Genomic DNA, 12,251 nt, shown 5'->3' on the forward strand with positions numbered 1-12,251 from the left:
CGCGACGGTGCAATTCGACGATACAGTGACCACAGCGGATAAATTGACGGAAGCGACCAAGGCAGTCGGATACCCATCCTCTATCAAGAAGGTGAATGAATGAACGCCATCATCCTCGAATCGACCATCATCTGCCCCCACTGCGGACATGCCGAAACGAAAACCATGCCGACCGATACCTGCCAGTTTTTCTATGAATGCAAGTCCTGCGGAGCACTGCTCAAACCGAAGCCGGGGGATTGCTGCGTGTTTTGCTCTTACGGTTCGGTTAAATGCCCGCCGATCCAACAACAAACCTCCTGTTGCGCCAGATAGTTCACAGTTGCTTTAATGAGGTGCGTTTAATGCCTGTTAACGCACCATCATTGTGCAGCATATCTCAACTATAAGTTAAAAACATCCACTTTACCCATTTAAATAATGGCTCAGTTTGTGCTTAAGAAGAAAGGATTTACAGTAGCTTAATCCCATGCTTCCATGAGCTTAAAAACTTAAGAAAAAACAATCATTTTTTCATTTTTACAATAAATTTGGAGAACATCCATGAAAACAAAGTTACTGATTACTTTACTTTTAGCAATGGGTCTAACAGTCGCCTGTAGTGAGATGAGTCCTCATCCGATGGATATGAGCCAAGCTGAGGAAAATGCAAAATCAAAGGCCGACCATGAGGCGATAGCAGCTCATTATGAAGAAGTGGCGAGAGACATGCAGCTTAAAGCTGACGAGCATAAAAAGCTTCTTAGGCACTATGAGTCAAAAGGCTATCTCTACGGTAAGCAGGCGCTAGATCTTCAAGCGCATTGCCGCGGATTGATTAACGCTTATGAAAAAGCGGCCGAAGAAAACTTGGAAATGGCCAAGCTGCACCGTCAAATGTAGCATCTCACATAAGCTAACGGTGGGGGTTCTGTCAGCTGCATTCGATAAGGCAATGGCTTTATCTACTTCAAGACATACACGTTGTGAGTTAGAATTGATCTCAAGAATTCCTACTGGACAGAATCCCTTGTGCTAACTACGTTGCGTTCTCCAAGACATCGCCCTTGCCTGCACGTCCTGCTGTGTGCGCTGTTGGTGAGCTGGCTTGCCATGCTGGTTTCGGCAACCTGTGCCATGCCAAGCCCATGGATTCTCTCGTCTGCCGGCGCCATGCCGGCAGGCTGTTCGGAATCGGAGCACGTTGCTTCGCAACCTATTGGGCATATTACTATGCCCGATCAAGACTGTTCGTTACAGCCCTGCCTTGACTCGCCGCCCAACCCGGCTTTTGAGTTCAAGATGGATAACCCCCAGATGCCGATCTTCGCGCTATGCATGATCGGTTTGGTCGGATTTTTACTGCCCTACGCTCCCCGACAACCGCGCATTGCCCGCGCAACGGCGCCTCCAATCGGCAGACGGATTCTGCTGATTTATCGTTTCTGTACGCTGCTGAATTAGCCTTTCTCTCGAAGCCGATCTGCGCTCTTTAACGCGCGAAGGGGTTACCGCGTCTGGCGGAACCTGTTTTTTTTCGATTGAGAAAGGAAAAATTTATGTCTCCCCTATTATCCCGTTGGCGGCCCTGCCGTGTGTCTTGGATGCCGGTAGCCTGCTGGCTGACCCTGTTTTCAAGCACGCTCTTAGCCGATGAACCCATTCTGACGCTCGAACAGGCGATCAGTATGGCTTTGGCCGACAATCCCAGTCTTGCCCAGATCAAGGCCCGTAGCGAGGCGATGGCGGCGATTCCGTTGCAAGAAGGCAGCTTGCCCGACCCTACCCTGAATTTCGGGGCGCTCAATCTGCCTACGGCAAACGGCCTCAACCTGCAAAAAGAGGATATGACCATGCTGGAAGTGGGCATCAGTCAGCCCATACCGTTTCCCGGCAAACTGGCCTTGCGAGAAAAAGCCGCGACTTTCGAGGCCGAAGCCGCCGCCCATAACGTGGAGGAAGCGCGTCTGCAACTGGCCCGCGATGTCAACATTCACTGGTGGCAACTGATGTTCGTGCACCGTTCATTGCTTATCATCAGCGATACCGAGCAACAGCTTAAGCAACTGGCCAGGATTGCCGACACTCAGTACCGGGTCGGCAAAGGACTCCGGCAGGATGTGCTGTCAGCGCTGCTGGCGCAGACCCGACTCACCAAGGAAAAGGCACAACACCTCGCCATGCACAGGGCTGAACTAGCACGCTTGAACGCCTTACTCAACCGTCCAGCGGACAAAGCTGTTCACTTGCCGGATAGCGTGGATGTGCATTTGCCGGCTATCGGCTCTGCTCCGGATCTGCAAGCCCAGAGCGAAAAGTCCCGCCCCCGCCTGGCCGAACGGAAGAACGCCATCGATGCGGCCCAAAGCCGGCTGGAACTGGCAGAAAAGGATTATTACCCAGATTTCACGGTAGGCACGGCCTATGCCTTTCGCCAGAACACGCCGGAGGGCCAGAGCCGCAGCGACTTTGCCAGCGTGCAATTAAGCATGACATTGCCCATTTACACCGGCCGCAAGCAGGCAAAAGCCGTCAATCAGCGTCAAAGCGAATTGCTCAAGGAGCGATATGCACTGGATGAAGCGCACCGGGAAATCCAAACCGAAATCAACGCTGCCCTGGCTCTCTACCAAGGCAGTCTTGAACAATTTGAGCTGTTAAAAAACGACATGCTGCCGCTCGCACAACAGAACGTCGCCGCCTCGCTGAGCGCCTACCAGGTCGGCAAGGCGGATTTTCAGAGCGTGATCCAGGCCCAAAATGCCTGGTTCGATTACCAGACTCAGTATTGGCAGGCATTGGCCGAGGCGCATCAGGCCCTGGCGCAGTTAGCGGCGGCGGTCGGGAGGGACGCATTATGAATAAAAGCCTTCTATGGGCAGTGCTCGCGGCCGCCGGCTTAGGCGCAATGGGTGGTTATTGGCTGGCTTCCTCCCGGGAGGGAGGGAGTGCGACAACGGCACCGAGTGCCGAGCACATAAGTACTGCAACTCCGGCCCAAACAGAAAAGAAACCGGCCTTTTATCGTCATCCGATGAATCCGGCCATCACCTCACCGGTGCCGGCCAAGGATGACATGGGCATGGACTACGTTCCCGTCTATGAGGAAGGGTCTAAGGCCGAAATAACTCAACCGCCGGCAGGCAGCGCTGAGCAGCCGAACGGCAAAATTCTATACTACCGTCATCCGATGGGGCTGCCGGATACCTCGCCGGTCCCAAAAAAAGACTCGATGGGCATGGATTACATCCCCGTCTATGCGGAAGAAGACCATCGAAACGAAGCTCAAGTGCTGAGCATCAGTACTGAAAAGATCCAGCGACTCGGCGTCAAAACAGCACCGGTCGAATACACTGAAATCGCGCACCCGGTTCGTAGCGTCGGCAGCGTCGAAGCCGATGAGCGGAGGCGCTATGACGTGACCCTCCGTTTTGATGGCTTTATCGAAAAGCTCTATGTGAACGCCACGGGGCAATCGGTGACGCGTGGTCAGCCCCTGTTCTCACTGTACAGCCCGGACCTGATTTCTGCCCAGCGCGAATATCTGGAGGCCAAGAGTGGTCAAGCGGCGCTCGGCAATGGCGAGCCCTGGCTGCAATCCGGCATGAAAAGCCTGACCGACAGCAGCTTGGAGCGCCTGCGCAATTGGGGGATCTCCGCTTCTGAACTGGATCGTCTGCAACAACAGGGCACGGTTACTCATGCCGTGATCGTTCGTTCGCCGGCCTCCGGCATTGTCCTGGAAAAATTGGCCGTGGCCGGTGCCCGGGTGATGACGGGCGAGACACTGTTCAAGATTGCCGACCTGTCTCAAGTCTGGATTATGGCCGAAATCTATGAACAGGACATCGGCTTGATCAAGTCCGGACAATCCGCTCGGGTGACATTTGATGCCTATCCCGGCCGCACGTTTAAAGGCAAAGTGGGCTTCATCTATCCTACGCTGAACCCCGCAACACGCACCGCCAAGGCCCGTATTGAACTGGCCAATCCCGACTACCTGTTCAAGCCGATGATGTATGCCCAGCTTGAAATCGCTACGCAGACGCACCGGGCATTAGCGGTGCCGAGATCGGCGGTATTGGAAAGCGGGCGACGCGCACTGGTGCTGGTCGATCGAGGCAAAGGTCGCTTCGAGCCGCGTCCGGTCAAGCTAGGGCTGCGCAGCGAAGACCAGATCGAGATAGTGGAGGGTCTGAGTGAGCAGGAACACGTGGTCACTAGCGCCAACTTCCTGATCGACTCCGAGAGCAATTTGAAAGCGGCTTTAAGCGCCTTTAAACCCGCCGGTTCAGAAACCCAAGGTCCCGCTCCGGCTGAACCGCCACCTGCTGGTGAACATAGCCATCACGGAGGGAGGTGAGATGCTGGGCCGTATCATTGAATGGTCGGCACGCAATGCGCTTGTCGTGCTGCTGACCACCGTCTTTATCGTCATCCTGGGCATTTATGCCATTTGGAAAACCCCGCTCGATGCCTTGCCCGATCTGTCGGATGTGCAGGTTATCGTTTATACCGAGTATCCTGGCCAAGCACCCCAAGTCGTCGAGGATCAGGTAACCTATCCCCTGAGCACGGCCATGCTGAGCGTGCCGCGCTCGAAAGTGGTACGCGGTTTTTCATTTTTCGGCGCCTCGTTCGTGTACGTGATTTTCGAGGATGGCACCGATGTCTACTGGGCTCGCACACGGGTGTTGGAATACCTGAATTTTGCGTCCAGTCGTTTGCCGAAAGGCATCACGCCAAACCTCGGCCCCGATGCCACCGGCGTTGGCTGGGTCTTTCAATATGCCGTGCTCGGTGTCCAGCACTCGCTCGCAGAGCTCAGAACCTTGCAGGATTGGTTTCTCCGCTACCAGCTCACCAAAGCACAGGGGGTGGCGGAAGTCGCCAGCGTCGGCGGCTTTGTCCAGCAATATCAGGTGATCGTCGATCCGCGCAAGCTTCAGGCTTATAGTGTCCCGTTATTGACGGTCAGCCAGGTCATCGCAGAAAGCAACCGCGATGTCGGCGGGCGTGTGGTCGAGATGACGGAAACCGAGTACATGGTGCGCGGCAAAGGCTATTTGCGCGGCATTCGCGACATTGAGGATCTGGCCGTGAAAACCGAGGGTGGCACGCCGGTCCTGATTCGCGATGTGGCACGCGTGCAATTGGGCCCGGACGAACGGCGGGGCATCACCGAACTGAACGGCGAAGGCGAAGCGGTCTCCGGCATTGCGATTGCCCGTTATGGGCAGAATGCGCTGGACGTGATCGATAACGTAAAAGCCAAACTCCAGCAAATAGCGTCCGGTTTGCCAGCCGGTGTGTCCATAACGCCTGTCTATGACCGCTCTGTGTTAATTCTCAAGGCCATCACGAACTTGCGCGACAAATTGATCGAGGAGAGCCTGATCGTCGCTCTCGTTTGTATTCTGTTCCTCTATCATGTGCGCAGTGCTCTGGTCGCCATCGTGATGCTACCGATCGGCGTGCTGATCGCGTTTATCGTTATGCACGGGCTAGGCATCAATTCCAATATCATGAGCCTTGGCGGTATCGCCATTGCCATCGGCGTCATGGTGGATGCGGCCATCGTGATGATAGAGAATGCCCATAAACACTTAGAACGCGCAGAACCGGGTGCCAATCGTCTGGACCTGATGATCCAGGCCGCTAAAGAAGTCGGCCCGGCCTTGTTCCTGAGCCTCCTGGTCATCACCGTGTCCTTCCTGCCTGTTTTTGTCCTTGAAGAACAGGAAGGCCGCTTGTTCAAGCCCCTGGCCTACACCAAGACCTTCGCGATGGCGGGAGCGGCCTTTTTGTCCGTGACCTTGGTGCCGGTATTGATGTGGCTCTTCATCCGCGGGCGCATTGTTCCCGAACACCGCAATCCGCTGAATCGCGCACTGATCTGGCTGTACCGTCCGATTATTGAAGGCGTGTTGTGCTGGAAAAAGCTGACGATTGCCGGCGCCGTCGTCGCCCTGGCCATCACGGCTTACCCGGCATCGAAATTGGGCAGCGAATTCATGCCGACCTTGAACGAGGGCACCTTGCTCTTCATGCCGATGAGTCTGCCCGGCATTTCCGTCACCAAGGCGGCGGAAATCATGCAAACCCATAACCGTATTCTGAAAAGCTTCCCTGAGGTTGAATCCGTATTTGGCAAAGCGGGGCGAGCCTCAACCGCTACCGACCCGGCGCCGTTGGAAATGTTCGAGACAGTGGTCAATCTCAAGCCCGAAGCGCAATGGCGAGCCGGAATGACCATCGACAAGCTCATCGCTGAAATGGACAGCGCCACGCAGATGCCCGGCGTGACCATTGCCTGGACCATGCCGATCAAGAACCGCATCGACATGCTCTCGACCGGCATCCGCACGCCGATCGGCATTAAAGTGTTCGGCAATGACCTGGGGCAAATGGAACAGCTCGCTACCCAGATTGAAGCGGTCGTCAAAACCGTGCCAGGCACAACCAGTGCCTATGCGGAGCGAATCACCGGCGGCTATTATCTAACTATCGAACCGAACCGGAAGCAGTTAGCCCGCTACGGACTCAGTGTTGGAAATTTTCAGGATGTGATCGCCGCGGCGTTAGGCGGCGAGACAGTCACCACCACCGTGGAAAATCGGGAACGCTTCAATGTGAGCGTGCGCTATCCGCGTGAGCTGCGCGATTCGCCCGATAGGATCGCTACGCAGATCTTAGTGCCCACGCCTAGCGGTGCGATGATTCCATTAGGACAGCTGGCCCAGGTCAATCTCGATAAGGGTGTGCCGTCAATCCGTACCGAAAATGCCTTGCTCTCTGCCTATATCTTCGTCGATATCCGCGGCCGCGACATCGGCGGTTATGTGGCCGATGCGCAAAGCGCGGTACGGGATCAGGTGAAGTTTCCGCCTGGCTATTACGTCACCTGGAGCGGACAGTTCGAATACATGGAGCGCGCGAAAGCCAAGCTCGCCATTGCTGTGCCGATGACTTTGTTTATCATCTTTCTGTTGCTGTACCTGAATTTCAAGCGTCTTACCGAAACGCTCATTGTCATGCTGTCATTGCCCTTTGCGCTCGTGGGCGGCGTATGGCTCATGTACTGGCTGAACTATAACCTGAGTGTGGCCGTCATCGTCGGCTTTATCGCTTTGGCTGGCGTAGCTGCAGAAACTGGCGTAGTCATGCTGATTTATCTGGATCATGCCTGGGACAAGAGCAAGGCCCGCAGAGCGGCGATAGGTCAATCTCCGGATAGAAAAGATCTGTACGATGCGATTCGGGAAGGGGCGGTAGAGCGGGTCCGACCCAAGATGATGACGGTAGTCGCCATTATGGCAGGGCTACTGCCCATCATGTGGGGAACGGGGACTGGCTCGGAAGTGATGCGCCGCATCGCTGCCCCGATGGTAGGTGGCATGGTGTCGTCGACCTTGTTGACCCTGGTGGTCATTCCGGCGGTTTATGCGCTGGTTAAAGGTTATTCAATGCATCGAAAAAAATAAATCGGCTTCTTCCCTCTATCCATTATGTGAGGAACTCTAGGAATGAGAGTTTCTATCATTAGACTCGGCTGAGCGAAAGCCTGTTTACCGCTTCGCGTCAATGATGGATTACTGAAGCCTGAATTTCATTTGCAATTAGAATGAGCCCATGAAAATGGAATGCGAGCCCATGCGGGTAAATGCAAGCTCAGTGGCATTTATTTTGAGCCGAGCCGGATTTTCAGTGGCAATTAATTCGAGCCCAAAAGCGAGATAATTGCGAGCTCGGCCATTTTCGAATGCAAGCCACTACAGGTAGCTGACAAACCAGCGTGTTGATATATTAATGCACACTGTCTTTGTCTCGCAAGTTGCAAATTATAAAATCCAGAATGACTGCAAAGCGATTAAGGAACTGCTATCACTCTTGTCAATGTCATCTGGCAGTATAGGGTCGATGGCTGCAATAGGCTTCAATAATTCAATGACCGCTTTTGTCAAAAATCAATTTATCTCATGATGGATTGCCCCGCCTCTTTTAACGATCCATCGCCGTTGAGGTACATATAAAGTGTCGTAGTCGTGATCCCAAGCCTTTTGGCTACTTCAGACGCATTAGCTTTGGGATCGGACAAAGCCGACATCGCCATCATCAAAGTTGATCTGTCCATCTTTCGGGGGCGGCCACCTTTTCGACCTCGTGCTCTTGCCGCAGCAAGTCCAGCCTGAGTGCGCTCAACAATCAATTCCCGTTCAAATTCAGCCAGAACTGCAAAAATCCCAAAGAACAACCGCCCGTTTGAGGTGGTTGTATCGATTTGGGCTCCGGCGCCCGCCAATACTTTCAAGCCGACGCCACGTGTGCGTAAGTCATCCAGCGTCTTTACCAGATGTTTCAGATCGCGGCCAAGCCTATCCAATTTCCATACGACCAGTGTGTTGCCAGGTTGAAGCGCTTTGAGACAGGCATTGAGTCCTGGCCTGTCATCTTTGCGGCCTGATGCCAAATCTTCGTAAATCCGGTTTGACTCAACACCTGCTGCCAGCATAGCGTCAAGCTGGGGCGATAGCGTCTGAGTGCCATCGTTCTTGGATACACGGACATAACCAACAAGCATGATGAATTTCAATGTGCAAGAAAAGATAAAAGTAAGGGTACAATGTTGCGCAGATTTTCTCAATGAGTTTTCTTGTATATTTTTTGCTGTGTTTGGGCGATTTTTAGCGTACAAGATAAACGGACGTTTTTCTTGTATTAAATCACTTTCCGGTTTTCAACATTGCAACCCAGCGATACCGCCTATCCCCGATTCAAAAGTCGACTTGCGCAATCGGAATTGGAACGTTTCTACACGGTAACTGATACCGAACGGGCATATTGCGATAGCGCCACTCGCTCAAGCACCACGCGCTCGGGATTTGCCCTGCTTTTAAAAACCTATCAACGGCTGGGCTATTTTGTAACCTCCGAGCAAGTACCGAATGCCATTGCCGAACATGTAGTATCCAGCCTGGGCGAACCTTATGATCGGGAGAATTTGCGGCAGTACGATGTCTCTCAGGCCAGACGCAAACACTTGTCGGCGGTACGGGAGTTTTTGGCGGTCAAACCCTTCGGCGACGATGGCAAGGCGCTGATGCGACAAGCTTTTGCCGAAGCGGCACTGACCAAGGAAGATGTCATTGATATTATCAATATCGGCATTGAAACGTTGGTGCGTCATCGGTACGAGTTGCCGGCATTCGACACCTTGCTGCGGGAAGCGCGTGCGGAGCGGATTGCAACGAATCAGTCGCTGCAGTTGCAAATTCACGATGCTCTGGGAGATGCCGGCCGGATTTTTCTCGATAAACTCTTTGTCGTGGGTGATGATCCGCGCCGGGTGAGTCCTTGGCATGATATCAAGAAAGATGCCGCCAAACCCACCCTGAATGGTATGCGCGATTTGGTCGAACGCTATGACCGTCTGACTGAGTTGGCCTGTCATGCGGACCTGTTAAAAACCATACCGGTCATCAAAATCAAACAATGGGCGCTGGAAGGCAACAGTCTCGATGCCGCCAGCATGGTGGATATGGCGGCCGCCAAACGCTACGCTGTTGCCTTGGCCTTGATCCGGCAACGTCTGGCGCTTGTGACCGATGATCTCTGCCATATCTTTTGCAGGCAGATGAAGCGTGCGTTGCACAGCGCCGAAGAAGCCCTGGAAAAATATCTGGCTGACAATCAAGAAAAGACCGATGAGATTTTGCGCCGGTTTGCGATGCTGGAAACGCTCTTGAATTCCAGCCAATCGGCAGACGAACAATTGAAAGGCGTTCGCCAAGCGGTCACGGCTCGCCCCGATTTGTGCGAATTCTCGCGCTTGCATGCGGAATACGGTGGGAAGAATGAGTTCCGTTTTGTCTGGCAGTTCTTCAAACCACGGCGGGCAGCGCTGCTACGGATTTTGAGCAAGTTAAAGCTGGAGTCCACCAGCCAGGACGCCAGTTTTGAGCAGTCATTGGCTTTTATATTGGAGAACAGCCATCGGCAGAGCAAGTGGCTAACGCTTAAGGGCAAAGGTAAAATAATATTAACTGAGGATGATCTGGACTGGATTCCCGAAAAATGGTGGAAGTTGGTAACGGGTGAGATCAAGCGCGATACGGTTCCGACCCGAATCAACCGCCGCCAGTTCGAGGCCTGCGTCTGTTTGCAAATGGTTGGGGAACTGAAATCGGGTGACCTTTGCGTGATCGGCAGCGATGCGTATTCAGACCACCGGAAGGAACTGGTGCCGATGGAGGAATGCGAACGTACACGCGCGGATTATGGCGAGAAAGTAGGCTTGCCAATCGAGAGCGCGGCCTTTATCAAGCATGTTCGCTCCCTGCTGACAGAGGCGGCACAACAGGCTGACAAAACCTATCAGGACAATCCCTATTTCAAGATCATTAATGGCAGGCCGAAGCTTGGCCGGCAAGAAAAAAAAGAGCTGCCGACCGGATTCAAGCAGATGGATGATGCCTTAAGGCGCAAACTCGATGGCATGGGCCTTTCGTTGCTGGACGTGCTTGCCGATACCATGCAATGGATTGGCTGGGGCAAGCATTTTGGCCCGTTGAGTGGACACCAGGGCAAGCTACAGGAGGAAGACCGGCGCAAGATTCTGACGGTATTTGCCTATGGTACTGGCCTGGGGCCGACACAAATTGCCAAGAATATTGCCGATGTCAGTGCGCGGCAGGTGTCATTCGTCAATCAACGCCAAGTCACGACGGAAAAACTGGAGGCCGCTATTTATATGACCATCAATGCGTACAACCAATTTCAACTGCCGCGCTATTGGGGCGATACAAAACGCGCGGCGGCAGACGGTACGCAATGGAATCTGTATGAAAATAATCTGCTGTCGGAACGGCATATCCGTTACGGCGGTTATGGTGGCATTGCTTATTACCATATCAGTGATACGTATATTGCGCTGTTCTCGCATTTCATTCCCTGCGGTGTATGGGAAGCCGTGTATATCCTGGATGGGCTGACAAAAAACAAGTCGGATATTCAGCCCGATACGTTGCATGGCGATACCCAGGCGCAAAGCGCACCGGTTTATGGCTTGGCATTCTTGCTGGGTATCAAACTGATGCCACGTATTCGCAACTGGAAAGATCTGAAATGGTTTCGCCCGAGCGCCAACGAAGTGTATAAACACATTGATGACCTGTTTACCAAGGATGCCATAGATTGGGATTTGATTGCCTGTCATTTGCCGGACATGCTGCAAGTGGCGCAATCGATTCGTGCCGGGCGTATTCAACCATCGACCATCTTGCGCAAGCTCGGTACTGCAAGCCGGAAAAACAAACTGTATTTCGCCTTTCGTGAGTTGGGCCGGGTCGTCCGCACCATATTCCTACTGGAATATATCAGCGACGATGCGTTACGCCAGGTCATCCAGGCAGCGCAAAACAAGTGCGAAGGGTTCAACAACTTTGCGCAGTGGGCATATTTCGGATCGGACACCATCGAGGAAAACGTGCGCGAGGATCAGTTGAAGATAATCAAGTACAATCATCTGATTGCCAATCTGATGATTTTTCACAACTGCCATACGATGACGCAGGCATTCAAGGAACTGGAAGCAGAGGGGATGAAGTTAACGCCAGAATTGGCCGCTGCGTTTAGTCCATATCGGACGCATCACGCCAATCGTTTTGGCACATACGAGCTTCGGGAACGGGATTTGGAGCCGATTGACTATGGCGTAACATTCCAGATGTAACGGAATTCGGGGATGTTACTCATTTACGAAGGAATCCTTACGGTCCCCCAATTTTGTCGAGATTAATCGTCGAAACAACCTGTATTTCAAGATCGGAGCCAGTCAGGACCAGTTGTTGATCACGGCATTGGACCAAGACGTTGACTAAAATGGGCATGGCATGTCTCTTCTCGATCACCCTGACAATTTGGCTTAATGACGGCAGAAGCTGCTCTCGATTGATGCTGAAATTCACTGTTGCTCCCCTTTTTTCTTGTTTTGCGTTACAACCTATTTTCCTGATTTCGGAAAAAACGCAAGGGCACTGGATGCTATTATTTTTAAAATTTTTAAAGGCCAATAAGGTAGCGAGAAACTTGGCCCACCCCTGCTCTTCCGCATGGAATAACGAAAAATGGCATCCTCAGCTGAACGCCTCCGATGCCGTTTTTCAGGCATGAGCCTGGTGATCAATAATTCACGTCGATGGCTACGGGCGTGGATAACGCGTGCGCATCATCCATGGCCGTAATGGTTACCTGGGCTGACTGCGGCGAGCCCG

At 53.1% G+C, this 12,251-nt stretch carries 10 protein-coding genes; 8 read left to right on the forward strand and 2 right to left on the reverse strand.

The window, feature by feature from the left end:
• Positions 1–99 precede the first annotated feature (99 nt).
• The 6 genes from IT781_RS20445 to IT781_RS20470 all read left to right on the forward strand — a co-directional run bounded on the left by IT781_RS20445 (position 100) and on the right by IT781_RS20470 (position 7,463).
• A complete protein-coding gene (locus IT781_RS20445) occupies positions 100–315 on the forward strand; it encodes a GDCCVxC domain-containing (seleno)protein (protein WP_194972021.1) in 216 nt (71 codons plus the stop codon).
• 228 nt (positions 316–543) lie between these two features.
• Positions 544–882: a hypothetical protein gene (locus IT781_RS20450; protein ID WP_194972022.1), complete on the forward strand. Its 339-nt coding sequence runs from the start codon at positions 544–546 to the stop codon at positions 880–882.
• Between the two features lie 129 nt (positions 883–1,011).
• A complete protein-coding gene (locus IT781_RS20455) occupies positions 1,012–1,443 on the forward strand; it encodes a hypothetical protein (protein ID WP_194972023.1) in 432 nt (143 codons plus the stop codon).
• Positions 1,444–1,538: 95 nt separating this feature from the next.
• Positions 1,539–2,840 (forward strand): TolC family protein, encoded by a 1,302-nt coding sequence (locus tag IT781_RS20460; protein WP_194972024.1) that lies wholly within the window; start codon positions 1,539–1,541, stop codon positions 2,838–2,840.
• Positions 2,837–4,342, forward strand: coding sequence for an efflux RND transporter periplasmic adaptor subunit (locus IT781_RS20465; RefSeq protein ID WP_194972025.1), 1,506 nt, complete (start codon positions 2,837–2,839; stop codon positions 4,340–4,342). Before IT781_RS20460 ends, IT781_RS20465 begins: the two co-directional genes overlap by 4 nt.
• A gap of 1 nt (position 4,343) precedes the next feature.
• A complete protein-coding gene (locus IT781_RS20470) occupies positions 4,344–7,463 on the forward strand; it encodes an efflux RND transporter permease subunit (RefSeq protein WP_194972026.1) in 3,120 nt (1,039 codons plus the stop codon).
• Positions 7,464–7,951: 488 nt separating this feature from the next.
• Here IT781_RS20470 and IT781_RS20475 read toward each other — a convergent pair whose 3' ends face one another.
• A complete protein-coding gene (locus tag IT781_RS20475) occupies positions 7,952–8,560 on the reverse strand; it encodes a recombinase family protein (protein ID WP_194972029.1) in 609 nt (202 codons plus the stop codon).
• A gap of 162 nt (positions 8,561–8,722) precedes the next feature.
• Between IT781_RS20475 and IT781_RS20480 the strand changes: the two genes are divergently transcribed.
• The gene (locus IT781_RS20480) at positions 8,723–11,710 is read left to right on the forward strand and encodes a Tn3 family transposase (protein ID WP_194972027.1); all 2,988 of its coding nucleotides are present in this window, start codon (positions 8,723–8,725) and stop codon (positions 11,708–11,710) included.
• 37 nt (positions 11,711–11,747) lie between these two features.
• On the opposite strand, the gene IT781_RS20485 is transcribed toward IT781_RS20480, so the two are convergent.
• Positions 11,748–11,945, reverse strand: a complete 198-nt coding sequence (locus tag IT781_RS20485) for a hypothetical protein (protein WP_194972028.1) — start codon at positions 11,943–11,945, stop codon at positions 11,748–11,750.
• Here IT781_RS20485 and IT781_RS20490 point away from each other — a divergent pair.
• Positions 11,932–12,150: a hypothetical protein gene (locus IT781_RS20490; RefSeq protein WP_194972030.1), complete on the forward strand. Its 219-nt coding sequence runs from the start codon at positions 11,932–11,934 to the stop codon at positions 12,148–12,150. The two genes, IT781_RS20485 and IT781_RS20490, sit on opposite strands and share 14 nt — an antisense overlap.
• Positions 12,151–12,251: the final 101 nt, after the last annotated feature.

It is taken from the genome of Methylobacter sp. BlB1 (assembly GCF_015476545.1).
In the GTDB taxonomy this organism is placed as follows: domain Bacteria; phylum Pseudomonadota; class Gammaproteobacteria; order Methylococcales; family Methylomonadaceae; genus Methylobacter.